Annotated in this window: 29 protein-coding genes and 1 pseudogene; 17 read left to right on the forward strand and 13 right to left on the reverse strand. The window is 62.1% G+C overall.

The window, feature by feature from the left end; genetic code table 11:
* Window positions 1-157 precede the first annotated feature (157 nt).
* Window positions 158-820 carry an HAD family phosphatase gene (locus P9250_RS09190; protein WP_310392543.1) on the reverse strand — a complete coding sequence of 221 codons (663 nt, stop codon included), beginning with the start codon at window positions 818-820 and terminating at the stop codon, window positions 158-160.
* Window positions 817-2,331 (reverse strand): FGGY family carbohydrate kinase, encoded by a 1,515-nt coding sequence (locus P9250_RS09195; protein ID WP_310392545.1) that lies wholly within the window; start codon window positions 2,329-2,331, stop codon window positions 817-819. The genes P9250_RS09190 and P9250_RS09195 overlap by 4 nt, the downstream gene beginning before the upstream one ends.
* Before the next feature lie 276 nt (window positions 2,332-2,607).
* Between P9250_RS09195 and P9250_RS09200 the strand changes: the two genes are divergently transcribed.
* Window positions 2,608-3,030: an RcnB family protein gene (locus P9250_RS09200; protein ID WP_310392547.1), complete on the forward strand. Its 423-nt coding sequence runs from the start codon at window positions 2,608-2,610 to the stop codon at window positions 3,028-3,030.
* A 91-nt stretch (window positions 3,031-3,121) separates the two neighbouring features.
* Here the strand turns inward: P9250_RS09200 and P9250_RS09205 are convergent, their stop codons facing one another.
* The 3 genes and pseudogenes from P9250_RS09205 to P9250_RS09215 form a co-directional block, all read right to left on the reverse strand.
* Window positions 3,122-3,529: a VOC family protein gene (locus tag P9250_RS09205; RefSeq protein ID WP_250494094.1), complete on the reverse strand. Its 408-nt coding sequence runs from the start codon at window positions 3,527-3,529 to the stop codon at window positions 3,122-3,124.
* 188 nt (window positions 3,530-3,717) lie between these two features.
* Window positions 3,718-4,350: a TetR/AcrR family transcriptional regulator gene (locus tag P9250_RS09210; protein WP_404989408.1), complete on the reverse strand. Its 633-nt coding sequence runs from the start codon at window positions 4,348-4,350 to the stop codon at window positions 3,718-3,720.
* Between the two features lie 372 nt (window positions 4,351-4,722).
* Window positions 4,723-4,908 (reverse strand): annotated as a pseudogene (locus P9250_RS09215) (helix-turn-helix domain-containing protein); the annotation flags it as partial.
* A 93-nt stretch (window positions 4,909-5,001) separates the two neighbouring features.
* Between P9250_RS09215 and P9250_RS09220 the strand changes: the two are divergent.
* From P9250_RS09220 to P9250_RS09230, 3 genes are all read left to right on the forward strand, one after another.
* Window positions 5,002-5,730: a haloacid dehalogenase type II gene (locus P9250_RS09220; protein ID WP_310392550.1), complete on the forward strand. Its 729-nt coding sequence runs from the start codon at window positions 5,002-5,004 to the stop codon at window positions 5,728-5,730.
* 255 nt (window positions 5,731-5,985) lie between these two features.
* Complete coding sequence (locus tag P9250_RS09225) at window positions 5,986-6,477, forward strand: hypothetical protein (RefSeq protein ID WP_309958413.1); 492 nt, start codon at window positions 5,986-5,988, stop codon at window positions 6,475-6,477.
* A 30-nt stretch (window positions 6,478-6,507) separates the two neighbouring features.
* Window positions 6,508-7,131, forward strand: coding sequence for a superoxide dismutase (locus P9250_RS09230; protein WP_310392552.1), 624 nt, complete (start codon window positions 6,508-6,510; stop codon window positions 7,129-7,131).
* A gap of 99 nt (window positions 7,132-7,230) precedes the next feature.
* Here the strand turns inward: P9250_RS09230 and P9250_RS09235 are convergent, their stop codons facing one another.
* Genes P9250_RS09235 through P9250_RS09245 form a run of 3 tightly spaced genes read right to left on the reverse strand, consistent with a single transcriptional unit; the run spans window position 7,231 to window position 8,184 of the window.
* Window positions 7,231-7,647, reverse strand: a complete 417-nt coding sequence (locus P9250_RS09235) for an organic hydroperoxide resistance protein (protein ID WP_309848073.1) — start codon at window positions 7,645-7,647, stop codon at window positions 7,231-7,233.
* A gap of 36 nt (window positions 7,648-7,683) precedes the next feature.
* Window positions 7,684-7,956: a hypothetical protein gene (locus P9250_RS09240; protein WP_309848075.1), complete on the reverse strand. Its 273-nt coding sequence runs from the start codon at window positions 7,954-7,956 to the stop codon at window positions 7,684-7,686.
* Window positions 7,957-7,995: 39 nt separating this feature from the next.
* Entirely contained in the window at window positions 7,996-8,184 is a 189-nt protein-coding gene (locus P9250_RS09245) for a DUF4148 domain-containing protein (RefSeq protein ID WP_309848077.1), read from the reverse strand.
* A 271-nt stretch (window positions 8,185-8,455) separates the two neighbouring features.
* Between P9250_RS09245 and P9250_RS09250 the strand changes: the two genes are divergently transcribed.
* From P9250_RS09250 to P9250_RS09260, 3 genes are read left to right on the forward strand one after another with little or no spacing between them, the layout of a single operon-like run.
* Window positions 8,456-8,578: a hypothetical protein gene (locus tag P9250_RS09250; RefSeq protein ID WP_284507835.1), complete on the forward strand. Its 123-nt coding sequence runs from the start codon at window positions 8,456-8,458 to the stop codon at window positions 8,576-8,578.
* Between the two features lie 7 nt (window positions 8,579-8,585).
* Window positions 8,586-9,326 carry a response regulator gene (locus P9250_RS09255; protein WP_250510691.1) on the forward strand — a complete coding sequence of 247 codons (741 nt, stop codon included), beginning with the start codon at window positions 8,586-8,588 and terminating at the stop codon, window positions 9,324-9,326.
* Window positions 9,323-10,666, forward strand: a complete 1,344-nt coding sequence (locus tag P9250_RS09260; RefSeq protein ID WP_250510692.1) for a HAMP domain-containing sensor histidine kinase — start codon at window positions 9,323-9,325, stop codon at window positions 10,664-10,666. Before P9250_RS09255 ends, P9250_RS09260 begins: the two co-directional genes overlap by 4 nt.
* Before the next feature lie 94 nt (window positions 10,667-10,760).
* Here P9250_RS09260 and P9250_RS09265 read toward each other — a convergent pair whose 3' ends face one another.
* Both P9250_RS09265 and P9250_RS09270 read right to left on the reverse strand, forming a co-directional pair.
* On the reverse strand, window positions 10,761-11,513 hold the full coding sequence (locus P9250_RS09265) for a hypothetical protein (protein ID WP_310392557.1): 753 nt from the start codon (window positions 11,511-11,513) through the stop codon (window positions 10,761-10,763).
* A 312-nt stretch (window positions 11,514-11,825) separates the two neighbouring features.
* On the reverse strand, window positions 11,826-12,407 hold the full coding sequence (locus P9250_RS09270) for a flavin reductase family protein (protein ID WP_310392559.1): 582 nt from the start codon (window positions 12,405-12,407) through the stop codon (window positions 11,826-11,828).
* Window positions 12,408-12,557: 150 nt separating this feature from the next.
* Here P9250_RS09270 and P9250_RS09275 point away from each other — a divergent pair, with 150 nt between their 5' ends.
* The 10 genes from P9250_RS09275 (at window position 12,558) to P9250_RS09320 (ending at window position 23,042) form a co-directional block, all read left to right on the forward strand.
* Window positions 12,558-13,307 carry a PadR family transcriptional regulator gene (locus P9250_RS09275; protein ID WP_310392561.1) on the forward strand — a complete coding sequence of 250 codons (750 nt, stop codon included), beginning with the start codon at window positions 12,558-12,560 and terminating at the stop codon, window positions 13,305-13,307.
* A 14-nt stretch (window positions 13,308-13,321) separates the two neighbouring features.
* The gene (locus P9250_RS09280) at window positions 13,322-14,152 is read left to right on the forward strand and encodes a siderophore-interacting protein (RefSeq protein ID WP_250494101.1); all 831 of its coding nucleotides are present in this window, start codon (window positions 13,322-13,324) and stop codon (window positions 14,150-14,152) included.
* A gap of 62 nt (window positions 14,153-14,214) precedes the next feature.
* On the forward strand, window positions 14,215-14,391 hold the full coding sequence (locus tag P9250_RS09285; RefSeq protein ID WP_244830173.1) for a hypothetical protein: 177 nt from the start codon (window positions 14,215-14,217) through the stop codon (window positions 14,389-14,391).
* 221 nt (window positions 14,392-14,612) lie between these two features.
* Window positions 14,613-17,222: a PAS domain-containing protein gene (locus P9250_RS09290; RefSeq protein WP_250468400.1), complete on the forward strand. Its 2,610-nt coding sequence runs from the start codon at window positions 14,613-14,615 to the stop codon at window positions 17,220-17,222.
* Between the two features lie 19 nt (window positions 17,223-17,241).
* Window positions 17,242-17,829, forward strand: coding sequence for a peroxidase-related enzyme (locus P9250_RS09295; protein WP_250468401.1), 588 nt, complete (start codon window positions 17,242-17,244; stop codon window positions 17,827-17,829).
* Window positions 17,830-17,978: 149 nt separating this feature from the next.
* Window positions 17,979-18,875, forward strand: a complete 897-nt coding sequence (locus P9250_RS09300) for a LysR substrate-binding domain-containing protein (RefSeq protein ID WP_244830168.1) — start codon at window positions 17,979-17,981, stop codon at window positions 18,873-18,875.
* Window positions 18,876-19,010: 135 nt separating this feature from the next.
* The gene (locus P9250_RS09305) at window positions 19,011-19,760 is read left to right on the forward strand and encodes an SDR family NAD(P)-dependent oxidoreductase (protein WP_250468402.1); all 750 of its coding nucleotides are present in this window, start codon (window positions 19,011-19,013) and stop codon (window positions 19,758-19,760) included.
* 88 nt (window positions 19,761-19,848) lie between these two features.
* The gene (locus P9250_RS09310; protein WP_244830166.1) at window positions 19,849-21,177 is read left to right on the forward strand and encodes an MFS transporter; all 1,329 of its coding nucleotides are present in this window, start codon (window positions 19,849-19,851) and stop codon (window positions 21,175-21,177) included.
* 24 nt (window positions 21,178-21,201) lie between these two features.
* Window positions 21,202-22,044, forward strand: coding sequence for a transketolase (locus P9250_RS09315; RefSeq protein WP_244830165.1), 843 nt, complete (start codon window positions 21,202-21,204; stop codon window positions 22,042-22,044).
* A complete protein-coding gene (locus P9250_RS09320; RefSeq protein WP_250494107.1) occupies window positions 22,041-23,042 on the forward strand; it encodes a transketolase family protein in 1,002 nt (333 codons plus the stop codon). The genes P9250_RS09315 and P9250_RS09320 overlap by 4 nt, the downstream gene beginning before the upstream one ends.
* A 25-nt stretch (window positions 23,043-23,067) precedes the next feature.
* Here the strand turns inward: P9250_RS09320 and P9250_RS09325 are convergent, their stop codons facing one another.
* The 3 genes from P9250_RS09325 to P9250_RS09335 are packed head-to-tail and all read right to left on the reverse strand — an operon-like array spanning window position 23,068 to window position 26,539.
* The gene (locus P9250_RS09325) at window positions 23,068-23,625 is read right to left on the reverse strand and encodes a DUF2894 domain-containing protein (RefSeq protein WP_310392565.1); all 558 of its coding nucleotides are present in this window, start codon (window positions 23,623-23,625) and stop codon (window positions 23,068-23,070) included.
* The gene (locus tag P9250_RS09330) at window positions 23,622-24,263 is read right to left on the reverse strand and encodes an OmpA family protein (RefSeq protein WP_244830162.1); all 642 of its coding nucleotides are present in this window, start codon (window positions 24,261-24,263) and stop codon (window positions 23,622-23,624) included. Before P9250_RS09330 ends, P9250_RS09325 begins: the two co-directional genes overlap by 4 nt.
* Entirely contained in the window at window positions 24,260-26,539 is a 2,280-nt protein-coding gene (locus tag P9250_RS09335; protein WP_310392567.1) for a DUF802 domain-containing protein, read from the reverse strand. Before P9250_RS09335 ends, P9250_RS09330 begins: the two co-directional genes overlap by 4 nt.
* Window positions 26,540-26,548 lie beyond the last annotated feature (9 nt).

Genomic DNA, 26,548 nt, shown 5'->3' on the forward strand with positions numbered 1-26,548 from the left:
CTTATGCGAACGAAGCACGTTCCATGTGCAGCCATTCATATTAGCGCGTCATTAAGCGCGTGCTTTGCATAGAATCATGCTCGCTTAATGAAGGCATGCACCGATTGCCATCTCGCTCTAGCAAGCGGCGCACCTGAAAACACCGGCACCTTCTTGCTTAGGCCAGGTTTACGCCCAGCGCCTTGGCAAGCTCCTCAGCGGAGCGGACGATTTGCGCATCGTTCGAAAAAAGCGCGGCGCCAGTATCGTCGAAAGGCCAGGCCAGCACGCGCATGTTCGCCGCGATCGCCGCGCGCGCCCCAGTGGGACTGTCTTCCACGACGACCACTTCCTCCGGCTCGAGACGCATGAGCCACGCCGCGCGTTCGTACGGCTCGGCGCTCGGCTTGCCATTGCGCACGTCGTTCACACTGACGCTCACGAGTTGCGGTTCCTCGATGCCCAGTGCTCGCAAGTTCGCTTCAAGCAACATGCGCGACGAATTGGACACGATTCCTTGCGTTATGCCCGCCCGCTTCACCGCGCGATACACCTCGAGCGCGCCAGGACGCGGCACGAGCCGAGGCGCGCCTTCGAGATAATGCCGTGCGCGAAACGCGGACCAGTCCGCGAAGTCCGTCTCGATGTCAAAGCGTTCGCTACACAGCGCGTGCACTTCGCGCCCTGTCTTACCGAAGATCAGCGGATGCAATTCGTCGCCCGCTTCGATGCCGTGATGCGCAAGCACCGCAACCAGCGTGCTCAAATGAAGCGGTTCGCTTTCGGCGAGCGTGCCGTCCATGTCCCAAAGGACAGCCTTGATGGAAGTCTGATTCGTCATGTAGAGGTTGGGTTGTCTGGAAAGAGTCGGTCGAGATCGTCGTAAAACTGCTGCGAGTGCACATAAAGGTGCTCGAAAATCGGCATCATGCGGTCATAGGTATCGCTCGCACGCGGGTCGGGCTGCACTTCGCGCTCGAACTGCACGAAGGCGCGCACGGCGTCGGCGAGACGTGCGAACTGGCCATGCGTCGTTGCAGCAAGAATGGCGCAGCCTATCACGCCGCATTCCACTTGCGCCGGCACGAGAATGGGCGTGCGGTACATGCTGGCCTTGATATCGAGCCAAAGCGACGCCTTCGCGCCGCCGCTTGCCGCAACGAGCCGCTCGATACCCACGCCTTCGGGCTTGATGAGCGCGATATGCCGACGCACGCCAAATGCAACGCCTTCGAGCACCGCGCGATGTAGATGGGCGAGCCCGTGACTCGCCGCAATACCGAAGAACTGTGCACGCGAATTAGCGTGCTCGCCGAGACGCTCGCCTGTGAGATACGGCAGAAAGAACAAACCTTCCGAACCCACCGGCGCGCTTGCGGCCTTGGCAGCGACATCGTCGTAGGACAGCGCGTTTTCATGGAACGCGCGACGCGCCCAGCGCATGGCATCGCCGCCCGAATCGAGCAACATGAAGCGTCCCCACAGCCCTTCGCAAGTCGCCAGATTCGACACTTCGGGATGCAGCATCGGTGTGTCGGCGATGATCGTGATGATCGACGATGTGCCCGTGATATCCGATGCCAGCCCCGGCTCGAACACGCCCGAGCCGAGCACGGACACCGGATAATCCGCGCCGCCAACCAGCACCGGCGTACCCGCGCGCAAACCGGTTGCGGCGGCCGCTTCGTGCGTCACGCCGCCGAGTATGTCGAGCGGCGCACGAATCGGCGCGAGCTTCGCGGCATCGAGACCGAGCAAAGTCAGCATGTCTTGCGACCACTCGCGCGTGCGCGGGTCCATCATGAAGCTCGTCGATGCATCGCTCCAGTCGCACGCACGTTCGCCCGTGAGTTTGAAGTTCACGTAGTCCTTCGGCATGAACACCGTGCTCGCGCGTTCATAAGCCGACGGGTCGTGCTCCTTGATCCATTGCAGCTTGAAACCGGGCCACGCGGGCGTCGCGGGGTTCGCGGTCTTCGCGAGATACGAGGCGCTTGCGTGGCGCGCGCAAAACGCCGCGACCTGTGCGAAGGTGCGCTTGTCGTTCCAGAGCGGCGCGGTATCGCGTGCGAGTTGACCATCGGCGTCGATCAGCACCGTGCCGTGCATCTGGCCGCATGCGCATATCGCGACGACATGGGAAGCTGCATCCGGAACGTCGTCGATCACTTCGCGTATCGAGCGCGCGGCGCCTTCCCACCAGTCCGCTGGGCGTTGCTCAGACCAGCCGTAACGCGGCACGATTTGCTCGTGCTCGTGTGCGGCGATGCTGCGCACCACGCCACGCGCATCGACGAGTGCGGCTCGCACGCTGCCCGTGCCGACATCGATGGCAAGGTAATAGGTCTGCATGTCGTTCCATCCGTTGGACAACCTCATTGCTGGTCATGCAGTCCACGCGGCCTGCCTTCCAAGTGTACCGACAGATGTCGAAGTACCCGGCCAGGCGGTACGTGCCGCGATCTGTATCCTTCGCGTGTCTGCTCCCCCCTCGCCGTAATGATACGTAAGCGACGCTTACATCTGCTCACCCCGTTTCCTTTCGGCTTTGAGTAAAGTCCGCTCATCGATTCGCAGCGCACGCATCAGGCGATGCACGCGAACCTCTCACTCGATTGGAGAATCAACATGAAGCAGAATCGAATCGTTGCCGCGCTGTTGTGCGCGACCTTGAGTCTTGCTGCCGGCGCTTCCTTTGCGCAGCAAGGCCCCGGCGGTCCGGATCAGAACCACGGTGGCGGTCCGGGACAAAATCACGGCGGCCCGCAAAATCATGGCGGTCCTGCCCAACCAGGACACGGCCCTGCTAATTACGGACATGACGCACCGCGCCCGCCCGAGCACGCGGACAACGGCCCGCGCCATTCAGACTGGCAGAAAGGTCAGCATCTGTCGCAAGACTATCGTGACCATCAATACGTCGTCGATAACTACCATGAACACGGCCTGCGTCAGCCGCCGCGCGGCTATCAGTGGGTAGGCGTCGGTGGCGACTATCTGCTCGTCGCCGTTGCTTCGGGGATCATCGCGCAAGTCGTGCTTTCGCAGTAACTCGCACTACGCCGCGAGGCGTCTCGCGAAACGACACAAGCCGCATTGCCTTTCACGGGGCAATGCGGATTTCGCAATCTACGCTCGATGCTTACTCGTCGAACGTGCCGCGAAACTCCGGTGCGGCGTCCGAACGCGTATTCAACTCGAACATCACACCGCCCGGCGCGCGGCAAAAGAAGCGCGAGCCACGGCCATTGTTGAAGACCGCCGTTTCCATCTGAACGCCCTCTTGCTTGAAGCGATCATGCAGTTCCTGCAACGCATCGACAGTCGGCAGTTCGAAGCCCGCGTGGAAATTCCGGGGCCACGTGACGTCATCGCTTTCGACATGATCGATTACCACGTCGAAGCCCGGACGCTTCAAAATGTACGACTTGTCCCAGCTTCCTGAGACGGTGAAGCCCAGATAGTGCTCGAAGAACTTCGCGGTTGCAGCAGTATCGCGTGAAGGAAAGCTCAGGTGGTTGAGCTTCATGCTCTTGATGGTTTCTGTCATCGTCGCTCTCATCTGTTAATGGCGAAGGCCCATGCCGTTTCGCTCGACGACGTCAGAATAAAAGTAAACGCTCACATTGGACAACTCGCATCGAGCGCCTCCACGCGCGCGGCGTGAAGTCCGCATGGCGCGGTTCGTCGCGGCTTGGCACGCCCGTGCTTGCTTTGCGCTTGCTCACATTCGCATGTTCAGCTCTCGCGCGCGAGATACCCGAAAACCGCCGCGCGAACGCGCCGTTGCAGACGTTCGAGGTCGCGTTCCCCGCGTTCGCCCGCCGCGTCGGTCATGCCTCGGATAATCGCCGACAGGTCGCCTGCCGCTATTTCCGGTTGCGGATGCTTCGGAGCCGCTCTCGCTACGATTGCAGCAAACAGCCCCGCGAGGTCCACCTTGGCAAGCTCATCGCGCAAGGCCGGACGGCTCTCCTCGATATCGAGCAGACGCGCGAGCATCGGACGCTCGAGTTGCTGACGCACCGACGCGCCGATCAAATATTCGAGCGCCGCCTTGCCGCTTCGCTTATCCAGCGCGATGGCTGCGTCATCGTAGAAGCGTTGCGTCTCACGATGGATGAGCGCAACGGTCAGCGCGTCCTTGCCCGGGAAGTACTGATACAGCGAGCCGATGCTCACGCCGGCACGCGCGGCGACTGCATTCGTATTGAAGCCTTCGAAGCCTTCGCTTTCGAGCACTTGAGCCGCGGCTTCCACGATGGCGGCGACAGTCTCCGACGAGCGCGGCTGCGTCGGCGATTTACGCAGGCGCAAATGGGCACGCGGCTGACGCTTGTTTGCTCGCGAGGTTTGCGGTGCGCGCTCGATCGTGACTGCTTTTGCAGGGCGCGGCTTGCTCGTGTAAGCCTCGACGAGCGCGATCAGTTCCCATCGAAACACGGGTGATGCCAAGCGTTCGTTGCGCGCCGCCTCCTCAAGCGCGCCGCCCACCGCGCCCGCAAACACTTCAGCGCCAATGCGCCTGTGCTCCGCGGAGCATCGCGTCAAGGCCGCGAAGAGCGCTTCGTACGCTCGTCTGCATTCGGCTTCGCAGCGTCCGTCTTCCAGCAGCACACGCTGCGCGGCAGGATTGCGGCGATGCACCTCGATCATCCCATCGACGAACGCGGCGACTTGCCCACGTCCGACTTGCAGCACGGGAAGCAGATCATCGCGATGACGCTGGCGGACGGCTTCGATCAACGCGCCCTTGTCTGGAAAGTATCGATACAGCGAACCGATGCTCACGCCCGCTGCTTCTGCGACCGCATTCGTCGTCAGAAGCTGGCCGCGTTCACCGAGCAGGCGCGCGGCGGCATCCACGATGGAATCGATAGTCCTTATCGAGCGGTCTTGCCGGGGAGCGTTGCGAGCTTGCGCCATCATGCGGCCTTATCATTTTAAAATGAGTGATTCGCTCATATTCTAATCTGCGGCAAGATACCGGGTGTTCGTTACCAACGCCAAAAAGGAGCCGCAGTGAATCTCACCGATTTCGATACGCTCACCTTCGACTGCTACGGAACCTTGATCGACTGGGAAACCGGCATTTTCGAAGGCTTGCGGCCATTGCTCGAACGCGCGGTTCGGCCGCCCACGCGCGATCAGGTACTCGAAGCGCATGCGCGTCACGAGTCTTCGCAGCAGCACTACACGCCGGGCAAGCGCTATCAGGAGGTGCTGGCCATCGTTTACAAGCGGCTCGCCGAGGAATGGAAACTCTCTTACACGCAGGAAGAATGCGTCGCGTATGGTCAGTCCATCCGCAACTGGCCTGCGTTCGCGGATTCGGCCGAAGCGCTTCGTTATCTGAAGCAGCATTTCAAGCTCGTGATTCTCTCAAACGTCGATAACGAAAGCTTTGCGTTCAGCAACGCGAAGTTGCAGGTGGAATTCGACGGCATCGTCACCGCCGAGGATGTCGGCGCTTACAAGCCATCACAACGTAACTTCGAGTATTTGCTGGAGAAGCTTGCAAGCAGAGATATTCGCAAGGAGCAGATTCTTCACGTCGCGGAAAGTCTGTTTCACGATCACAAGCCCGCGAACGAAATCGGGCTGACGTCATGCTGGATTCATCGACGGCACGGGCAGCCGGGCTTCGGCGCAACGATGGACCCAGGCGCGCAACCTCGCATCGACTTTCGGTTCAATAGCATGGCGGAGTTTGCGCAGGCGCATCGGGATACGTTGAGTGATACGGCTTGACCGTGCCACTGTCTTTATTTGGAACTCATGTTGGCAAGCGGAGTCGCTAATAGGCTACTGGTGGGCCAATTCGTGGATGGTCAAGAGGAAGACGGTTAGTTGCTCTATGATCCGCGCATGGCAATCTTGCAAGCTTTCGCTTTGCGCGAGGTTTAGCCCCCGCGTGCAGACTCCCTCGATACTGGTTATCATTGTTTGTCCCGAGTACGCAGGCTTTTCGTCGACGCAAAGGGCGCAGGAACTGGAGCCTACGCCATGCACGAACGAATCGAATTCCAAGCCGTGGACATATCGGCACAAGACAGCCCGAGTCTTCCCGTGTGGGAAGCACTCATGCGGCAAGCGATCAAAGCCGCAGCGGAACAACAGACCACGGCAGCACGCTCGACCTTCGAGCACGCACTTGAGATCGCGCGTCGACTCATCAAAGCACCGCCGCCCGGACGCGGCGAGGACTGTATCGCGGCGCTCGTCGTCTCGCATCACAACCTCGCCGATCACTACGCAGAACAAGGCAATCAGGACGCCGCCGCGCAGTTGCGCTGCGAGGCGCACGAAGCACTTCTGGCGCTGTCCGTAAGCGCAGAGCGGCCGGTCACGATCCGGCAAGCCGCCTTGCGTCACAGCCGCGAAACACACGTGGCGCTGATCCGCCACGTCGCCCGTCATGGGCCGCATTCCCTCATTGCCCGGACCATCGAAAACGCCAGTCTGGCGCTTTCCGCCAGCGGCCCGGCCCGGCATTGATTCCTCTCATCGTCAAAAAGGAGATTCGCAATGGCTTATTCCCTGCCTCCCCTGCCCTACGCTTACGATGCACTCGAGCCGAACATCGACGCGCGCACGATGGAAGTGCATTACACAAAGCATCATCAGACCTATGTGAATAATCTAAATGCCGCGCTGGAGAGTTCGGAGCACAAGGACTTGGCGGTCGAGCAACTGATCACGCAGATCGACAAACTGCCCGAAGCGGTCCGCACCCCGGTGCGCAATAACGGCGGCGGCCACGCGAACCATAGCCTCTTCTGGACCATCATGTCTCCGCAAGGCGGCGGCAAGCCGGAAGGCGAAGTAGCCCAGGCGATCGATACCGACCTCGGCGGCTTCGATGCCTTCAAGGAAGCTTTCACCAAGGCCGCACTCACGCGCTTTGGCAGCGGCTGGGCGTGGCTCAGCGTGACACCGCAGGGCAAGCTCGCGGTCGAAAGCACGGGCAATCAGGACAACCCGTTGATGTCGGGAATCGGCTCGGGCAATACGCCGGTTCTCGGTCTCGATGTATGGGAGCACGCCTATTATCTGAAGTATGAGAATCGCCGACCCGAATACATCGCCGCATTCTTCAATGTGATCGACTGGAAGGAAGTCGCGCGGCGCTTTGCCGAAGCGAAGAAGTAAGTCTCGAGTATCGCGAGCGGGAGCTTTCCCGCTTTGAACGGCCAGCAGAAAGAAGCGCAGCCAGTGCACTTTGCATGGCTGCGCTTAGTTTTTGCGGCTTCAAACTACCGTAATGGTCACATCGATATTCCCGCGCGTCGCCTTCGAATACGGACAGGTTCGATGCGCGCCCTCGACGATCGCCTGCGCCGCATCACGTTCGATGCCCGGCAAGCTCACGTTCAGGCGCGCGCGCAGCAAGTACGCATCGCCATTCATACCCAGATCGATCTCTGCATCGACGGCGGTATTGGCCGGCAACTTCACTTGCAGTTTCGCGGCCGCCTTGCCCATCGCGCCGATGAAGCATGCGGACCATCCCGCTGCGAGCAATTGCTCGGGATTGGTCCCCGCGCCAGGCGCGCCGGGCGGCGTGAGCCTGACATCCAGCCGGTCGTCGGAACTGCGCGCCGCGCCATCGCGGCCTCCGGTCACGTGTGTCTTGCCGGTGTAGAGAAGCTTGTCGAGTTGCGTCATGGTGTTCATCTCCTTCGGTAGGCGTTGATCAAGGCGTTAGTGATGCGCGAAGAGCGAACCCGTGCCGCTCGTCGGAAAAGTCGTGATCGTCGATGCGCTGCCAGACTGCGTCTGGACATCGCGCACGCCGCCATAGCCCTGCATGCCGCTATCGTTGATGGACTGCACACGCTGAGCGCGTTGCGATGCGCGCACGCCGGCCGACGTGTCACCGTGCGGCGCGAGACCGTATCCGCTGCTTGCGAAAACGGAGCCTGCGGCAGTGGCGCTAGCAACGACGACTGCAGCGGTGATGAGCTTCTTGAACATGGTGAACCTCACGAAATGGATTGAGACAATGGGTGCCGATCAGCTACCGCGATACAGATTCGCGAGCGCCGCGATCTGCCCGTTCTTTTGCGCTTGTATGAGTTCGCGCTTCACTTCCGCGCGTGTCTTGCCGACCTGCGGTTGTGTCGACGTGGCGTGAACCTCCGCGTGAGCAATGCCCGTCATGGCGCTTGCAACGAGAGCGAAAGCAACGATGGAAATCTTCATGGTGCTACTCCTTAACTGGTGGGTGGGAGGCGACGCTTGAAATCCGCCAACGCCGTCGTTGATGCATTAAAACGTTCGGACGTATCCGCTGTGTGTTGCGTGAGCAATGTTTTGTATCGAAGGCAGCGCGGATACATTGCGATACGAAGCGCCGTTCAAGACACGCGAGTGAATCCGCATGTGTCGCGAGAAAGTCCGGATACACTGCGATACAAAACCGCTCGCGTTTTGCGCTATAACGCAGACACAGCGATCACGCGGGAGATTGAAAATGAAGCAGTTCTTCGCCGTCGCAGCGTTTTTATTCGGCGGTATCGCAACCGAACTGGCCCATCCGGTGCAGTGCCTCTCGATAACCCCGGGCCGCGTGCAGATCAAGCGCAAGAAGCCGTGAGCTATCGATGGAAACGACCGACCATGTGCTGATCGTCGATGACGATCGCGGTATCCGCGAGCTGCTCGCGACCTACCTCGAAAAGAATGGCATGCGCGTTTCGCTCGCCGCCAACGGACGCCAGATGCGCGCGGCGCTCGAACAGGGCGCGCCGGATTTGATCGTGCTCGACCTGATGCTGCCCGGCGAGGACGGCCTCGTGTTGTGCCGCGAATTGCGCGCGAGCAAGTTCCGCGCGGTGCCCGTGCTCATGCTCACCGCGCGCAACGAGGAAGCCGACCGCATTCTCGGCCTCGAAATGGGTGCGGACGACTACCTGCCCAAGCCCTTCGCCGTGCGCGAACTGCTCGCGCGCATCCGGTCCGTGCTGCGTCGCACACGCATGTTGCCGCCGGGAATGGAAGTGACCGAATCGGCGCAAATGCTGGGCTTCGGCGACTGGCGGCTCGACACCACCGCGCGCCATCTGCTCGATGCAGAAGGCACCATGGTGGCGCTGTCGGGCGCGGAATATCGCCTGCTGCGCGTGTTCCTTGACAATCCGCAACGCGTGCTTACGCGCGATCAATTGCTCAACCTGACGCAAGGCCGTCAGGCCGATGCCTTCGACCGCTCCATCGATCTGCTGGTGAGCCGTTTGCGTCAGCGTCTGCGCGACGAGGCGCGCGAGCCGCGCTACATCAAGACGTTGCGCAACGAAGGCTATGTGTTTTCCGCTGCGGTCACGCCGCTGGATGCATCGTCATGAGCGCGCTCGGTGCAACGACATTGACCGCGCATCCGCCACGGTTTTTGCCCTGGCCGCGCACGCTGTTCGCGCGGCTCGCGGTGATTCTGTTCGTGGGTATCGCGCTTGCGCAGACGCTGTCGTTCTGGATCACGATGACCGAGCGCGATCAGTCGATGACCAACGTGATGGTCGGCTACGTCGAGCGCGAGGTGACGAGTTCCGTGGCGCTGCTCGATCATCTGCCGCCCGCCGAACGTGCCGAGTGGCTGCCGCGACTGGCGCGCCGCAGCTATCAATTCATCCTCGGGCTGGGCGAAAGCGGCACGCCGCTCGATGCCGCGCTTTCCGAGCGCTTTGCGAAGTCGATAGCGGATGGCATCGGCAAGCGTTATCCGCTGACGGTCAATGCCGTTCCCGGCGATGCCGAACGCATGCAGGTTCACTTGCGTCTCACCGATGGCAGCCCGCTCACCATCGACATGCATCCGATGGTCGGCACGCCGCTGTCCGCGTGGCTGCCGCTCGTGCTTGCAGGACAACTCGTGCTGCTCGCGGCATGTTGCTGGCTCGCGGTGCGTATCGCGACGCGCCCGCTCAAGCAATTGGCCGAAGCCGCGGACACGCTCGGTCCGGACCTCAAGGCCACGCGTCTGCCCGAGCACGGTCCGGACGAAGTAACGCGCGCGGCCAAGGCATTCAACGCAATGCAAGACCGCGTCTCGATGTACATGACCCAGCGCATGCAGATACTCGCGGCCATCACGCATGACTTGCAGACGCCGATTACGCGCATGCGATTGCGCGTCGACACGATGGATGAAAATCCTGCCGGTGCCAGGTTACAGCAGGATTTGCAGGAGATGGAAACGCTCGTGAAGGAAGGCGTGACTTATGCACGGACGTTGCACGGCACGACCGAGGCGCCGCTCCGTGTCGATTCGGACGCGCTATTCGAGAGCCTTCTCAACGATTATCTCGATGCGGGCAAGGTCGTGTCGCTCAAGGGAAGTATCGGCGGCACGATGGTGACGCGGCCGCAGGCGTTGCGACGGATCGTCGGCAATCTCGTGGATAACGCGCTCAAGTTCGCCGGAGCAGCGGAGATCGAGATCGGCGGACTGCCGGACGGAGGCGCTTCGATCGTGGTGCTGGATCGCGGACCGGGTATTCCGGCCGAGTCGCTGGAAGCGGTGTTCGAGCCGTTCGTGCGGCTGGAAGGATCGCGTAACCGGCAGACCGGAGGGACCGGCCTGGGGCTCGCGATTGCGCGTCAATTGACGCTTGCGATGGATGCGACGCTCACGCTGCATGAGCGTGAGGGGGGTGGGTTGGAGGCTAGGTTGGTGGTGAAGGCTTAGTGGGCTGCGGCTTTGCCTTCCGCGTGCCGACAAGCTGCCTCCAATATCCCCGCCGATACGCTCATCCACCAAGCATATCGGCGAAACACCTCTCCTACTCAGCCGCGACAGCCACCGGCATCAGCACCTCAGCCGCGATCCCCGCGATCAAGGCGGCAGGCAACGCCAATCCGGCATCGGTCGAAGCCACACGCGAGGCGGAAGAAGCCGGTGTAGCCTCGGGCGCAGGCAAAGCCAACTGCATCGCCCGTCGCGAACGTGCCAGCGAATTACGCACACGCCGCTCCGGACGATTCAGCATCCCGCCGCCAACCAGCGACACGAAAGTACCAATGAGCGGCAGGGCCACAAGCATCGTCGCGAACTTGAAGAGGCCGATCTTCAACGGACTGCGCGCCGCCACAGCCGACCACGCAAGCGAAAACACCAAATACGCGAGACCCGCTGGCGCACCCGCAAGTTCAGGCATGCCAAGGCGCTCGGCGAGCGGCATCGGAAAGATGAGCAGGAACAATGTGACGCTTGCAAGCGCATGCATGAGCAGCGCGCGGCGTTGCTTGAAGACGCTCGTCACCGACCAGAACGCAAGCAGCAAGACGAATGGCGGACACGCCACGACCACTGCCGCGATGGCAAGATAAACCACCACGCCACCAGCAAGGTTGCGAAAGTAACCCTCCGACGCCGCGTAATAAACCAGATAAGCCGCCGCGAGCGAGGCCACGCACGCGAAGAAGGCCAACACGCCGCTTTTGCCATCGGGTGAGATCAAAAGTCTCAGCCACAGTAGCCCCGTGAAGCCCACGAGATAAACGACGAATCGCAAACCCGAAAACCGTTGTTTCATACCACACCCCTTTCCCCGGATGGTGCGAGCGGCCTTCATGGCAGTCACACCGGCGCGCCGCTTTCGCAGCAAGCCCGTGACTGTATGAAACCTGTCCTCACCCACCTATCGCACACGTCCGAGTTCATGTGACGGATCGCGTGCTTGTTATTTGCGACGCAAGTGCACCATCGGTGCCTCGCGTTCGTCGACTGCTTAACGACCGGGAAAAGAGATTCTTTAGACCTTTTAATTCACGCTTAGAACGTGCGCTCTAAAGGCGTACAAGGGCGAGTCAGATCGACCGACGACAGCCTCGACAAGCGGCAAGTTTTATCGCGTGAGCGGCTTGGCTTGCTGCATGGATGAGCCGCGCACGAACTTGCCCGCGCCAAGATGATGGATGGTATGCAGCGACGCATTGGAGTCATCCACGTTCCAATGACCATTAGAGAAAATGCGTTCGTCGGCCGCAGCGGACACCACTTCGGCAAAGCACGTGTCATAGGTGTCTTCGGTATGCGGCTCGCTGATGAGCCGGCATTCCAGCCATGCCGCACAGTTCGTCTCGATCAACGGAAGACCGAGTACTGGTCCTTTTATCGTCTCGATCCCGAAAGTCTTGAACTTGTCGATCTCGCGTCCGCTCGTCGAGCCGACCGCAAACGTCAAGTCGATAGCCGCCGCGCCCGGAATGACGACGCCGAACACGCCGCTCGCCATCGCGAGTTCACGCGTGTAAGTGCTCTTGTCGATGACCACGGCGATGCGCGGCGGCGTGAATTCGACCGGCATCGACCAGGCCGCGGCCATCACGTCGCGACGTTCGCCATGAACGCTCGTGACGAGCACGGTGGGTCCGTGATTGATCAACCGGCTTGCGTGTTCAAGGGCGACGGAGCGGAAGTGAGTCATCTGAGTTTCCTGCGTGATTGGGTAGGGGTGAATATCGAAGGATTGTAGGTGGCATCGCCGGACGGCTGCTCATCCTGAAATAGCCGCTTGACAGACGCTCTTACGATATATATCTTTAGATATGTTTTACGATATCTACGGAGTGATCTCATGCGATCCAAATGTTTTCATCGCGGGCGCGACGCGGGTTCTCGCGCGGCTGGCTTCGACTTTCCCTTCGACATTCGCAACGCGCCCGAGTGGGTCGAGCGTTTCGCCTTCTCCCGCCTGGGGCTGATCGGCCGGCACGGACGCGGAGGTGGCGGCGGAGACGACCGCTTTGGCGGCGGCTTCGGTGGCCGTGGCGGACGCGGTGGCTTCGGCGGCGAAGACGGCATGCCGCGCGGCCGCAAGTTCTCCTCGGACGACCTGCAACTGCTGCTGCTCGCCATGCTGGCCGAGGCGCCGCGTCACGGTTACGAACTCATCAAGGCGCTCGAAGACCGTTCGAACGGTTTCTATGCCCCGAGCCCCGGCATGGTCTATCCGGCGCTGACATACCTGGAAGAAATCGGCTACGCGACTGTCGAAGTGGAAGGCAACCGCAAGCGCTACGCGCTGTCCGACGCGGGCCGCGACTATCTGGAAGCGAACCGCGAACGCATCGACCTGATGCTCGCGAAGCTCACGCACTTTGCCCGCAAGATGGACCTCGTGCGCCGCGCCTATGCCGGCGAGGAAAGCGACGATACCGCCGCCGACAACGGCTGGACGCCCGAGCTGATCGCCGCGCGCCGAGCGCTGAAACGCGCGCTGGTCTTGCGCACCGATGTTTCGCCGGACGAGCAACGCCGTATCGCCGAAATTCTGGCGCGCGCGACCGCCGAGATCGAACAGAATCCCGCGCCCAAGCAGGCGTAAAGGAGCGACACACGATGACAGAATCCGCACTGCAACACCGTCCCGAACTGGAAGTCACGCGCGTGCGGCATGCGCTCAAGTTTCGCTTGCTGCAAGTCACGCAGGTTGCCACGCTCAACCCGCATTTGGTGCGCGTGACGCTTCGAGGCGACGATCTCGCCGACTTCGAAAGCGCCTCGTTCGACGACCACGTCAAGGTGTTTTTCCCACTGCCGGGCGAGGACAAGCCCGTAGTGCCGCAAGCAGGCCCGAATGGTCCAGTGTTCGATCCGGACAAGCCGCGCCCCGTCGCGCGAGATTTCACGCCGCGCCGCTTCGATCGCGCCGCGCGCGAGCTCGACCTCGAGTTCGCCATGCACGAAGCCGGGCCGGCCACGGCGTGGGCGGCACAAGCCAAGCCAGGGCAGTACCTCGGCATCGGCGGGCCGCGTGGCTCGTTCGTCATTCCCGCGCAATTCGACTGGCATCTCTTGATCGGCGATGAAACCGCCCTGCCCGCCATCGCGCGGCGGCTCGAGGAATTGCCTGCCGGTACACGCGTCGCCACGCTGATTCAGGCGGCGGACTTATCGGCGCATATCGAACTCGACACGCGTGCCGATCTCTTCGCGCAGTGGATTTATCGCAGCGACAGCGACGATGCACATGCCGCGCTCTTGCACGCCTTGCGCTACACGTATCTGCCCGAAGGCGACGGATACGTCTGGGCCGCCGGCGAAGCCACGCTCATGCGCGCAGTGCGCCAGTTGCTGTGCAACGAACGCGGTCTCGACAAGCGGCGCATTCGGGCTTCGGCGTACTGGAAGCATGGCGAGCAAGGCGTGCACGGGACCATCGACGAGTAACGCTAGAAGCCTGGGCACGCCGCGTGCAACATGCTCCATCGAACCCAACGCGTGGAGCGCACATGAGCGAGCAAAACGAACGACAGACGCCGCCGAAGCAGACGAGCGAAGATCCGAACGTGGCTGACCGGCGTCTTTCCGATGAGCAGAAAAGTGAACTGAAGAACGAGCCAGAACCCGCCAAGGGCAGCGAAGGAGGCAAGCTGCCCGATCCGAAAGACGTAGGCGAAGCAGGCTAGTTCTCTTAACGAAGTGCAGAGTACATAGCGCCGCGAACGGGCGTTCGCAGCGCACTTTGTACCGAATCACACGGACTACCGAGTGTTGAACTTGCTCGGAAGCGCCGATGTTGCCGCGCTTTGATGTATGGTATCCCTAAGCTATTGGTACGACCCCTAGCTCACAACCATATATCGCACCAGGCAACGCGTCTTGCCGGTGATTCGAAGCAAAGACGCCCATGCACGATCCTGCTCATTTCCTGCCGTCCTTCGTCTGGCGTGCGGCGCGAGACGGCACTATCCGCTACGCCAATCCGTGGGCTTGCCGGTATCTCGGCATTGCCATGCCGGAACTCGAAGGCCGTCACTGGGACGCCTTCGTTCATCCCGACGACATCCCGCCCGTGCTCGATGCGCTCCGTCAAATGCGCGACGGCACGCTGCTGCGCAATGTCGATGTGCGTCTCTTGCGCGCGGACGGCGCTTACCGTTGGCATACGCTTCACTTACAGGCGCGTCGCGACGACGAAGGCGAGTTCGGCGATACGGTCGGCGTGGCCATCGACATCCACGAATCGCGGCATGCATGGGCCTTGTACGAAGCAAGCGAACGGCGTTTGCAGGCTGCGTTCGCGGGCGCGCGCATGGGCGCGTGGGAATGGGACATGAAAACGCGCGTGGTGCGCATGACCGCGCAACTCGCTGCGCTCTATTCGTTTCCGCCGGGCACCGAGGCCGTCATGCTCTCGGAAGTGTGGGATCGCGTTGCGCCGGAATATCGTGAGCCGTTCCAGCGCATGCTCACCGAAGCACTGCGCGACGGCGGTCCGTTCGAGTTCGATTTCATGCTCGATGGCGATCAGTCCGAGCATCGCTGGCTGCGCATGCGCGGGCATCCCGAGTTCGACCGGCATGGCGTGCTGACGCGCGTCTACGGCGTGAGCTTCGATATAAGCGAACAGCGCGCGGACGAAGAGCGTCTGAGCCGTTCCGAGCGACGATATCGGGCGCTCGTCGAATCGACGGATGCGCTCGTCTGGTCCGCCGATGCCAACGGCGCTATTCGCCCCTCTGGCGGCGACTGGGAGAAGTTCACGGGCGCGCCCCCCGATCGTCTGATGGGCTTCGGCTGGCTCGACTTCGTGCATCCCGACGACCGCGAGCGCACGCGCAGCACGTGGCTCGACGCCGTGCGACAAGGCAACGCGCTCACGCTCACGTTCCGCATGTTCAGACGCGATGGCACCTACCGCATCGTGCAGGCGCATGCCGCGCCGCTTTACGATCATCAGGGCGCCCTGCAGGAATGGTTCGGCACGACCACCGACGTCACGCCACAATACGAGGCGCAGGCCGCCATCGAAGCGCGCAGCCTGCGTCTTACGGTGGCGATGCAGGCGGCCAAGATTCATATCGTTTCGCTCGAACTCGAAACCTGGACGCTCCTCTTCGAAACCGGCGGCGAATGGCAGGTGAACGACACGATCACGTATGACGCGGCGCTCGCCCGCGTGCATCCCGACGATGCCGCGACGCTCGACCACTACGTGCGGCGCGTGGCATCCGGCGAAGATCCGGGCAGTCAGTTCGAGTTTCGTGTGCAGACGATGCACGGGGAACAGTGGATGCAGGGCAGCGCCCTGCTTCAGCGCAGCAAGGACGGCGTGCCGTTGCGCATCATCGGCAGCGTGATCGACATCACCGAACGCAAGCACATGGAACTCATGTTGCGCGAGGCCGGCCGTCGCAAGGACGAGTTTCTCGCAATGCTCGCGCATGAATTACGCAATCCGCTCGCGCCGCTGCGCACGGCGATTGCCCTCGTGCAAAAGGATCACGACGTCGAGGCGCAAACGCGCGAGATGATCGACCTCATGCGCAGACAAGTGGAACACATGACGCGTATCGTCGATGACCTGCTCGAAGTGTCGCGCATCACGCAGGGGCGCATTGCGCTGCAAGTGGAACCGATACTCGTGGGCACGGCGGTATATCACGCGGTCGAGGCGATTGCCGGCATGGTCGAGGCGCGCTCGCAGCACATTGCCGTCGATGTCCCCGATGCCACCACCTGGGTCTGCGGCGATGTCACGCGGCTCTCGCAAATCCTCGTCAACGTGCTCAATAACGCGAGCAAGTACACGCCCGAGCAAGGGCGCATTTCGGTGAGTGTTCAGGCGGATGCGCAGTGGGTTTCGATCGTCATCGCGGATAGCGGCACGGGCATTTCGGCGGACCTTCTACCCAAGGTTTTCGAGCTGTTCTCGCAGGGCGAGCGCACGCTGGACCGCTCGAATGGCGGGCTTGGCATCGGCCTTTCGCTCGTGAAGAAGCTCGTGGAGATGCACAAGGGAACCATCACCGTGCAAAGTCCGGGACCGGGACTCGGCACGACGGTTACGGTGCGGCTGCCGCGGCTTCATCATCATGAGCGGCATTCCGCGCGCGCGTTGTCGGATACCGAAGCGCCGAAAGCGAATGCTTCGTTGCGCATACTCGTGGTTGATGACAATCGCGATGCCGCCGATTCGCTCGCCATGCTGTGCGAATCGGAAGGACACAAGGCGCGCGTGGCGTATTCGTCGGCCGAAGCGCTCGATGCCGCGCCGCCGTTTCATCCGGATGTCGCGCTGCTCGACATCGGCTTGCCGGATATCGACGGATACGAACTGGCGCGGCGCTTGCGGCGCAAGGGCGAACGTGCGCCCATGCTGATCGCGATTACCGGCTACGGGCAAGCGGAGGATCGCTTGCGCGCGCAGTCGGCAGGTTTCGACTATCACTTCGTGAAGCCCGTCAACGTGGATAGTTTATTGAAGCTGCTTTCGTCGCTGACCGTCGCGCGATGAAGCCATGACCGGAGAAACGATGACCACGCGTCCCATCAGCCGCTACCCCGTTCCCGATCCGCAAGCGTGGCCGGACGATATCCGTGCGCGCATTCTCGAAGTGCAGGAGAAGGCCGGCTTCGTGCCGAATGTGTTCCTGACGCTTGCGCACAGGCCCGACGAGTTTCGTGCGTTCTTCGCGTATCACGATGCGCTGATGCTGAAGGACGGCGGGCTGACCAAGGGCGAGCGCGAGATGATCGTGGTGGCGACGAGCGCGGTGAACGATTGCCTTTACTGCGTGGTCGCGCATGGCGCGATTCTGCGCATCTACGAGAAGAATGCGCTGGTGGCGGATCAGGTCGCGGTGAATCATCGCAAGGCGGACATCACGCCGCGTCAAAAGGCCATGCTCGATTTCGCATTGAAGGTCTGCCAGGCCTCAGGCACGGTGGATGATAGAGACTTTGCCACGCTGCGCGAACACGGTTTCAGCGATGAAGACGCGTGGGATATCGCGGCGATCACGGCGTTTTTCGGGTTGTCGAACCGCATGGCGAACGTGATCTCCATGCGGCCGAACGAGGAGTTTTATCTGATGGGACGGGTGGGTAGGGAGCGCGGTTAGCGGCCCGTCGAGAGAAGGAAGCATTCGTTTCGCAAGTCTTCCTGCGGCGCTGAAATGGCTGTGCTTTGCGAGTCCATTGCACTGCGTATGCCCCACGAATCGAGCTAAACTTCACCGCCCCGCTCCTCGACAACTCCACGCTCGCATCCATGCGCCTTCCTCCCCTGAAGTCGATCATCGCGTTCGAAAGCGTCGCCCGCACCAAGAGCGTCAACCGCGCCGCCGATGAACTCGGCCTCACGCCCTCCGCGGTCAGTCATCAGCTCGCGAATCTAGAGAGCATCGTGGGCCGCGCGCTTTTCACGCGGCTCGGACGCGGCCTCGTTCTCACGCCCACCGGCACGCAATATCTCGCCGATGTCACCGGCGCGCTCGCCGAACTCAACCGCGCAACCGAGCGGGCATCGAGCGAAACATCGGTCGAGATACTACGCATTCATTCGAGTCCGAGCTTCGGCCTCATGTGGCTCTTGCCGCGCCTCGCCGCGTTCCAGGAGGCGAATGGCGATATCCAGATGAACCTCGCGTGCTCCTATGAAAACGTGTCCTTTACCTCGGGTTTTTACGATGTCGATGTCCGTCACGGCTACGGGCACTGGACCGATATCGAAGTCAGAACCCTGCGTCACGAAACCATTGCGCCGCTCGCATCTCCCGCGTATCTGGAACGCTATCCGGTCGCATCGCCCGACGATCTGATCGAACACAGGCTGATCTTCTCCGAGTCGCCGCTCGTGCAATGGCAGCAGTGGTTCGGCAAGTTCGGCGTGGCAACGCGGCGCAAGGCGTTCGATTTCTCCTTCGATCGCTCCTACATGTCGCTCGAAGCCGCCGCGCTCGGTCATGGCATCGCGCTCGAAAGCACCATGCTCGCCTCCGTGCATCTCGAACGCGGTTCACTCGTGCCGGTATTCGGGCGCGAGTATGCCGTCGAAGTCGGCGCGCATCATCTGGTATACCCCAGTCAGAACGCGGACCTGCCGCGCGTCGCGAAGTTTCTCGCGTGGATGGACCAGGAGATTGAACGAGGCCGTGAGAGACGGTGACAGCCCTCGAGGCCCGTAGTGAAAGGCGCCGCGAACACCTGAAAATTTCTCAGCAATAGCTGAGACAAACTCCGTTGATCGTCATGTGGAACGCGAAGACACTGCATCCACACCAGACAACCAACGGAGACAAACATGCTGCTCGACAACCAGGTAGTGATCGTCACGGGCGCGGCTTCGGCGCGCGGGATCGGCAAGGCAACGGCCAGAGCGCTCGCGGCGGAAGGCGCGCGCATCGTCATTCTCGATCTGCGTCAGGCCGATGCCGAAAGCGCCGCGAGCGATCTCGGCGACGGCCATCTCGGTCTTGCCTGCGACGTCACCGACAAAGCCGCCTGCGTCGATGCCGCCAACGCGGCCATCGAGAAATACGGGCGTATCGATGCGCTCATCAACAACGCGGGCATCACGCAACCGATCAAGACGCTGGAAATCAGCGCGGACAATTTCGATGCGGTCATCGGCGTGAATCTGCGCGGCACGCTCCATATGTCGCAAGCCGTGATTCCGCAGATGAAGAAGCAGCAGCAAGGCTCGATCGTCTGCATGTCTTCGGTCTCCGCGCAACGCGGCGGCGGCATCTTCGGCGGCCCGCATTACAGCGCGGCCAAAGCGGGCGTGCTCGGTCTTGCCCGCGCGATGGCGCGCGAACTCGGCCCCGACCACATCCGCGTGAACTCCATCACGCCGGGCCTGATCCAGACCGACATCACGGGCGACAAGCTCACGCCTGAAATGCGCACGGACATCATCAAGGGCATTCCGCTCGGACGTCTGGGCGACGCCGCCGATATTGCCAACGCCTGCCTCTTTCTCACGAGCGGCCTCTCTTCCTACCTTACCGGAGTCACACTCGACGTGAACGGCGGCATGCTGATTCACTAAGCATTCGACCTCAGATACGCACCCGGACCAACCGGGGCACGTGACCGGATCAACGCGCAGGCGCTTTTCCGGTCCATTGGAGACAAGCATGAAACCGAAATATTCCGCGCCGGCCGCCACGGCCGAATTTGCTTCGCCTGCCGATTCCACGAGCTTCGAAGCGCAGACTTACGCCAAGGTCGGACGGCGGCTCATCCCCTTTCTGATGCTGTGCTATCTCGGCGCGTATCTGGATCGCGTCAACGTCGGCTTCGCCAAATTGCAGATGCTCAATGACCTGCGCTTCAGCGAAACCATCTACGGCGTGGGCGCAGGCATCTTCTTCCTTGGTTACTTCCTCTTCGAGGTACCGAGCAATCTCGTTCTTCATCGAGTCGGCGCGCGCAACTGGCTTGCGCGCATCATGCTCACGTGGGCGGTGATCTCGGCGAGCTTCGTGTTCGTCAAGTCGCCGACGATGTTCTATGTCCTGCGCTTTCTGCTCGGTGTCGCCGAGGCGGGCTTCGCGCCGGGCGTGATTCTCTATCTCACGTACTGGTTTCCCGCTGCGCGGCGCGCCAAGGCATTGTCGCTGTTCTTCATGGCCATTCCGCTCGCGGGCATGGTCGGCGGTCCGCTCTCCGGCTGGATCATGCATGCGCTTGCCGGTGCGCACGGACTTGCCGGATGGAAGTGGCTCTTCATGCTCGAAGCGTTGCCTTCGCTCTTTCTCGGCGTCGCGATCCTTTTCTATCTCGACAACAGCATTGCGCAAGCCAAGTGGCTCACGGATGCGGAGAAAGCCCTGCTCGCCCGCAACGTCGAAAAGGACAATGCGCAGACCGTGCAGCACGTATCGATTCGCGCGTTCATCGGCGACCGTCGCTTGTGGCTGATGGCATCGATCTACTTCTGCGTCGTGCTCGGACAGTATGGGCTCACGTTCTGGCTGCCGACCATCGTGCGACGTGCCGGCGTGGCGGACCCGCTGTGGGTCGGCATCTTCACCGCGATTCCGTATCTGTGCGCCATCATCGCGCTGCCGCTCATCGGTTCGAGCGCCGACAAACGCCGCGAGCGGCGCCTGCATCTGGCCATTCCCATGCTCATCGCCGCAGCGGCGTTCGCCACCTTGCCGACGCTTGGCAGCGTGAGCGCGTCGATCATCTGTGTGAGCGTGGCGGCGGCAGGCATCCTGAGTTCATCGGCGCAATTCTGGTCGTTGCCAACGGCCGTGCTGGGCGGCATGTCGGCGGCGGCGGGCATTGCCGCGGTCAACTGCTTCGCCAATCTCGCGGGCTTCTTTTCTCCGGCCATCGTCGGATGGCTGAATGACTTCACGGGCAAATCGACGGCCGGTCTCATCTTCATCTCGATTGCAATCGTCGTGGGCGCGGCGCTGGTCTTTCTCGTGCCCGCCAAGACCGTGAACCGCTAAAGATTTTTCAAGGAGACAAACATCATGAGCAGTGCAGTCATCGAAGAGGTCACGCTCGCCGAGCGTGCCTACCGTATCCGCCGCAATGCGTTGTTGATGGGCGAAGTGCAAGGTCAAGGGTATATCGGCCAGGCGCTCGATATCGCCGACGTGCTGGCCGTCGCTTACTTCGGCGCGATGAACTATCGCCCCGAAGATCCCGAATGGGAAGAGCGCGACCGCTTCCTCTTGTCCAACGGTCACTATGCAATCGCGCTGTACGCTGCGCTCTTCGAAGCGGGCATCCTGCCGCAAGCGGAACTCGAGACCTACGGCAGCGACGACAGCCGTCTGCCCATGTCCGGCATGGCGAGCTATACGCCAGGCATGGAAATGTCGGGCGGCTCGCTCGGACAAGGGCTCACGATCGCGGTCGGCCGTTGCCTCGGTCTCAAGCGTAAAGGATCGAAGTCTTTTGTCTACACGCTCTTTTCCGATGGCGAATTGGACGAAGGCGCGATCTGGGAAGGGCTGATGTCGGCATCGCACTGGAAGCTCGACAACCTCATCGCCATGATCGACGTGAACAATCAACAGGCGGACGGACCCTCGACGCAGATCATGGCGTTCGAGCCGCTCGTGCCGAAGCTCGAAGCGTTCGGCTGGTATGTGCAGCGCGTGACTGGCAACGACATCGACGCCGTCAAACAAGCGTTCGATAACGCGCGCAATTTGAAGGAAGCGAAGCCGCGCATCATCGTGTGCGATACGCGCATGGGCTGCGGCGTGCCGTTTCTCGAAGAGCGCGAAAAGAACCACTTCATCCGTGTCGATGCCGACGAATGGCAACTGGCGCTGCAGGCACTTGAACAAGGGAGACAAGCATGAGCGACACGCTGACACAAAAGCCGCGCCTGAAGACATCGGCGATGATCGCGTCCATCGCGAGCGAAGGACAGCTCACGCGCTCGGCGCCTTTCGGACACGCGCTGGTGGAACTTGCACGCACCAAGAGCAATGTGATCGGCATGACGGCCGACCTCGGCAAGTACACTGACCTGCATATCTTCGCGAAGGAGTTTCCCGAGCGCTTCTACCAGATGGGCATGGCCGAGCAGTTGCTGATGGGCGCGGCATCCGGCTTCGCGCATGAAGGCGCGCAGCCGTTCGTCACGACCTATGCCGTATTCGCGACGCGGCGCGCGTATGACTTCATCCACCAGACTATCGCCGAAGACAATCTCGATGTGAAGATCGTCTGCGCATTGCCGGGGCTCACCACGGGCTACGGTCCGAGCCATCAGGCCGCCGAAGACCTCGCGTTGATGCGCGCCATGCCCAACATGACCGTGATCGATCCGTGCGACGCGCTCGATATCGAGCAGATGGTGCCCGCCATCGCCGCGCACAAAGGGCCGGTGTACGCGCGCCTGTTGCGCGGCAACGTGCCCGCCGTGCTCGACGAATACGACTATCAGTTCGAACTCGGCAAGGCGAAGCTTCTGCGCGATGGCGCCGACGTGCTGATGATCTCGTCCGGGATCATGACCATGCGCGCGCTGGAAACCGCGAAGGCGCTCGAGGCCGACAACGTGGATGTCGCGGTGCTGCACGTGCCGACCATCAAGCCGCTCGACACCGAGACCATCGTGCGCGAAGCGCGGCGTTCGGGACGGCTCGTGGTCGTGGCCGAGAATCACACGGTGATCGGAGGGCTTGGCGAAGGTGTCGCTGCCGCGTTGCTGAACGCTGGCGTCGCGCCGCCGTTCAAGCAGATCGCCCTGCCCGATGCGTTTCTGGATGCCGGCGCGTTACCGACCTTGCATGACCGTTATGGCATTTCCACCCGCGTGATGAGCGAAACCATCAAAGGATGGTTGGGCTAACGGCACGAATGCGGGCGGGCGCGGCTCAACCGCGAGCCGCCTTGCCCCGCATGGGTTTCTTGACGGCGGGTGCATCGCCCGCCATTTCTTCCATCCACGAAAGCCCGTCCAGATACGCAAGAAAGTGCTGCAAATAAGCGGGTGAAACTTCGCGCATCAATGCAAGCGAACGATGCACCAGACTGCTCGAATTGAGCGGACCCGCGTTTTTCGGCACCCGCGCGAGAGACTCGTTCAGGCGCTGCTCGGCGCTGAGTCGGGCCCACACTTCACGGAAGTATTCGAGCAATTCGCTCTGTGAGGCATGCGCCAGGCGCGCATTCATGTCGGCGACCAGCACGGCGAGCGGCGTGTTTTCAACCTTTCGTGACGCCTCGACAGGCGCGGCAAGTTGGACTTCTCGCGCGTAGTCATGGAGCAAGGCCTGCAAGCGTGCATCGAGCAAACGACGCGCCTCGCCACGCTGCGCGCTCGCTCTCCGTTCGAGCGAATCGATGAACGCGAAGCGCAGCGGACTCACGCGATCATCGCCCTGAACGCGCCATTCATCGAGCATTGCGCGTGCTTGCGAGCGCTCAGTCACCGCTTTACTCCACCGTTGGTCGGCCGCGGCACCGCTGAAATCTCGACTCGACGATTCTTCGCGCGACCCAGATCGTCGGCATTGGAACTGATCGGCTGCTCGGAGCCGAACGCCGCCGCGAATACGGACGACGATGGCACACCCGCGTCGATCAGCGCGCGCGTCACCGTCAAGGCGCGTTTGGCCGAGAGTTCCCAGTTGTCGGCGAAGCGGCGATTGCCTTCGTGCACCTGCTGATCGTCGGCGAAACCGCTCACCATCAGAATCTCTTCGTGCGAACCGAGATAGGCGGAAAGCGGTCCTGCAAGACTCTTGAGCACATCGCGCCCTTGCGGCTGCAACTGATCGGAATTCAACGCGAACAACACGCTGCCGCTAATGCCGATGCGCCCGTTCACCAGCGTCACGCGCCCCGACGCGAGCGGGCCAGCCAGCGCCTGCTCCAGCGTCTTGCGGCGCTGCGTTTCCATCTGCCGCTGCTTGACTTCGTTTTCCAGCCGCGTCGACAGTTGCAACTGCACGCCAATGACGCCGACCAGGATCAGCACGAACGCGCCCAGCAGTACCGACATGAGATCGGCGAACGCAGCCCAGATGGGCGCGGCGGCCTCCACGCCGCCATCGATCTCCTCGTTCATGCGGCCTTCGCTCCGGCGGCGCGCTGCCCCGCGATACGCTGCAGGTCTTCGACGATCTGCTTCTGCGAAAGCGTGCTCAGATCGATCACCTCACGCGCCTGCGCCACGTAATAGGCAAGCTGTTCGTCGCTGCGCGCAAGCGACTTGTCGAGCGCGGCCTCGATGCTCTTGAGATGCGCGACGAGCAGTTCGTTCGATGCGCCGAAAGACTGCACGGCGCCGCCGAGCGCATCGCCGAGACTCGCGACTTCGAGCGCGCCGCTCGTGACTTGCGCCGCGACCGTTTCGAGTTTGAGGGTCTCTGCCTCGACCTTGTCGGTGAACTGCGTGCCGACGCGCGCGAGCAGGTCCGATGACGAAGCGACGAGCGCATCGACGGCCACACGCTGTTCGTTCGACGTGTGATTCACCGCATCGAGCAAGGTTTCGAGCGTGGCGAGCAAGCGCGTGCGCTCGTCCAGCATGGCGTTGTCGTGGACCATGGATTCGCTGAGTTTCTCGCGCATCTGCGCAATCACATCGGCGGCGAGCTTCGGCGCTTCCGACGCCGCCGCGACCAGTCCTTCGATCTTCGCGATGGTGCCGCTCGCGCGCTTCTCGGCATCGGCGGCCATCTCGCTCGCGGTGCGCGCGAGCGTGTCGCAGATGTTCTGTTGACGCTCGGCGGCGAACGCGCTCGTCTCTTGCCATTGTTCGCGCTGGTTGGCGGCGAGCGTGGCGAGCGCATCGGTCCAGGCGTTCAGGCGCGCTTCGCTGTTCGATGCGATCTCGTCGCGCAAACCGGCGTGCGATCGATCGACGGCGAGCAGCAGCGAAGCGGCGTGTTCCTCGAAACTCGCCGTCGCTTTAAGCAACGCCTGCTCGTGTTGCGCGGCGAGATGCTCGCCGGTGCGCGTCTGTTGCGTGAGCGCCTCGCTCCACGTTTCGGCGAGCGTGGATGACGTGTGGTCGAGCCGCGCGGCGACGCCATCGATCAAACCGGACGCGCGTTGTTCGAACGTTTCGGCAAGACCATCGAGCGCGGCGCGCGTTCCCGTTATCAACGCCTCGTTCGACTTTCGATGCCCGGCGAGCGACTGGTTCCAGTGCTCCGCGATCTCCGTCACCGAAGTCGTGAAGCCGCTCGTGATGCGTTCCATGTGCGCCGATACGCCTTCGAGCAACGCGGCCGAGCGCGTTTCGAAGCCTTGCGCAAAGCTGTCGAGCGACGTGCCCATGCGCGTGACGAGCGCTTCGTTCGACTGCCGATGTTTATCGAGCGAGTCTTGCCAGATGCCCGCGATTTTCGCCGACGAAGCCTCGAAGCCGCTCGACAAGCCATCCAGCTGCCGCGCCACGGCCTGTTCGATCTTGCCGTGCAAGGCTGCCGTCTCGCCCGCGATGCCGTCCATGGCGGATTGCATGATCGGTTGCAGCGCGCTGCTCGCGGCGCGCGCGCTGTCGGCGACGCTCTGCTTCAACGACTGTTCCACCGATGCCGCCAGCCGCCGATACGAAGTCTCGGTTTTGGCATGAAACGCATCCTGATTGGTCAGTTGCCGCTCGTTTGCCGCGATGCTCTGCTGTTCGATGGCGTGCATCATCGCTTGCAGGCGATCGACCAGCTTCGGCGTGAGTTCGGCCTGCCGTTGCATCAGCTTCAGGCCTTCCTCGCGCCGATGCGTCTCTGTAAATACGCGCAGTGTCGTCGCAATCTTGAGGTCGAGGGTCTGCACGGCGTCGAGCCGTTCGCGGCGGCACAGCGCTGAAAGCAGGCCAAGCATGGCCGATGTCGCGACACCCGCGATCGATGTGCCGAACGCGAAACTCAGGCCCGTGACCGGCGCCGCGAGCGACGAGCGGATCGCCGAAAGATCGGTCGCGCTTTCCAGCGCCGCGCCGGTGCCGCGCAGCGTCACGACCATGCCGAGCAGCGTGCCGAGCATGCCGAGCAACACGAGCAACCCGACGAGATATGGCGCAAGCACAGGCGCCGGCAACGCGGCGCGCTCGCCTTCGACCCGCAAGCGCACCGCATTGCGCAGACCCACGGGCAGGCTTTCGAGCCAGACGGCAAGGCTCTTCGGCGTGACGGCGAGTTGCCGCAGCGCATGCGCGAATGCATAGGTGGTTTGCTGATAGCGCTGCAGTTCGGCGGCGCCCGCGAGGTAGCACGCGCCGATCAGGAGCGTGACGCAAAACGCGAGCGCATTCGAGCCGACATAGCCAATGGCGATTCCGCAAACGGCGGCAAGACCAGCGAGAAAGACGGCGACATTCAGGATATAGCGAGGCATGGCGTGGCT

The sequence above is a fragment of the Caballeronia sp. LP006 genome (genome assembly GCF_031450995.1).
GTDB lineage: Bacteria > Pseudomonadota > Gammaproteobacteria > Burkholderiales > Burkholderiaceae > Caballeronia.

Bases quoted from the DNA above. Each gene is read 5' to 3' on its own strand.
- P9250_RS09190 (WP_310392543.1), bottom strand. From the start codon at position 820: ATGACGAATCAGACTTCCATCAAGGCTGTCCTTTGGGACATGGACGGC.
- P9250_RS09195 (WP_310392545.1), bottom strand. From the start codon at position 2,331: ATGCAGACCTATTACCTTGCCATCGATGTCGGCACGGGCAGCGTGCGA.
- P9250_RS09200 (WP_310392547.1), top strand. From the start codon at position 2,608: ATGAAGCAGAATCGAATCGTTGCCGCGCTGTTGTGCGCGACCTTGAGT.
- P9250_RS09205 (WP_250494094.1), bottom strand. From the start codon at position 3,529: ATGACAGAAACCATCAAGAGCATGAAGCTCAACCACCTGAGCTTTCCT.
- P9250_RS09225 (WP_309958413.1), top strand. From the start codon at position 5,986: ATGCACGAACGAATCGAATTCCAAGCCGTGGACATATCGGCACAAGAC.
- P9250_RS09230 (WP_310392552.1), top strand. From the start codon at position 6,508: ATGGCTTATTCCCTGCCTCCCCTGCCCTACGCTTACGATGCACTCGAG.
- P9250_RS09235 (WP_309848073.1), bottom strand. From the start codon at position 7,647: ATGACGCAACTCGACAAGCTTCTCTACACCGGCAAGACACACGTGACC.
- P9250_RS09240 (WP_309848075.1), bottom strand. From the start codon at position 7,956: ATGTTCAAGAAGCTCATCACCGCTGCAGTCGTCGTTGCTAGCGCCACT.
- P9250_RS09245 (WP_309848077.1), bottom strand. From the start codon at position 8,184: ATGAAGATTTCCATCGTTGCTTTCGCTCTCGTTGCAAGCGCCATGACG.
- P9250_RS09250 (WP_284507835.1), top strand. From the start codon at position 8,456: ATGAAGCAGTTCTTCGCCGTCGCAGCGTTTTTATTCGGCGGTATCGCA.
- P9250_RS09255 (WP_250510691.1), top strand. From the start codon at position 8,586: ATGGAAACGACCGACCATGTGCTGATCGTCGATGACGATCGCGGTATC.
- P9250_RS09260 (WP_250510692.1), top strand. From the start codon at position 9,323: ATGAGCGCGCTCGGTGCAACGACATTGACCGCGCATCCGCCACGGTTT.
- P9250_RS09265 (WP_310392557.1), bottom strand. From the start codon at position 11,513: ATGAAACAACGGTTTTCGGGTTTGCGATTCGTCGTTTATCTCGTGGGC.
- P9250_RS09270 (WP_310392559.1), bottom strand. From the start codon at position 12,407: ATGACTCACTTCCGCTCCGTCGCCCTTGAACACGCAAGCCGGTTGATC.
- P9250_RS09275 (WP_310392561.1), top strand. From the start codon at position 12,558: ATGCGATCCAAATGTTTTCATCGCGGGCGCGACGCGGGTTCTCGCGCG.
- P9250_RS09280 (WP_250494101.1), top strand. From the start codon at position 13,322: ATGACAGAATCCGCACTGCAACACCGTCCCGAACTGGAAGTCACGCGC.
- P9250_RS09285 (WP_244830173.1), top strand. From the start codon at position 14,215: ATGAGCGAGCAAAACGAACGACAGACGCCGCCGAAGCAGACGAGCGAA.
- P9250_RS09290 (WP_250468400.1), top strand. From the start codon at position 14,613: ATGCACGATCCTGCTCATTTCCTGCCGTCCTTCGTCTGGCGTGCGGCG.
- P9250_RS09295 (WP_250468401.1), top strand. From the start codon at position 17,242: ATGACCACGCGTCCCATCAGCCGCTACCCCGTTCCCGATCCGCAAGCG.
- P9250_RS09300 (WP_244830168.1), top strand. From the start codon at position 17,979: ATGCGCCTTCCTCCCCTGAAGTCGATCATCGCGTTCGAAAGCGTCGCC.
- P9250_RS09305 (WP_250468402.1), top strand. From the start codon at position 19,011: ATGCTGCTCGACAACCAGGTAGTGATCGTCACGGGCGCGGCTTCGGCG.
- P9250_RS09310 (WP_244830166.1), top strand. From the start codon at position 19,849: ATGAAACCGAAATATTCCGCGCCGGCCGCCACGGCCGAATTTGCTTCG.
- P9250_RS09315 (WP_244830165.1), top strand. From the start codon at position 21,202: ATGAGCAGTGCAGTCATCGAAGAGGTCACGCTCGCCGAGCGTGCCTAC.
- P9250_RS09320 (WP_250494107.1), top strand. From the start codon at position 22,041: ATGAGCGACACGCTGACACAAAAGCCGCGCCTGAAGACATCGGCGATG.
- P9250_RS09330 (WP_244830162.1), bottom strand. From the start codon at position 24,263: ATGAACGAGGAGATCGATGGCGGCGTGGAGGCCGCCGCGCCCATCTGG.
- P9250_RS09335 (WP_310392567.1), bottom strand. From the start codon at position 26,539: ATGCCTCGCTATATCCTGAATGTCGCCGTCTTTCTCGCTGGTCTTGCC.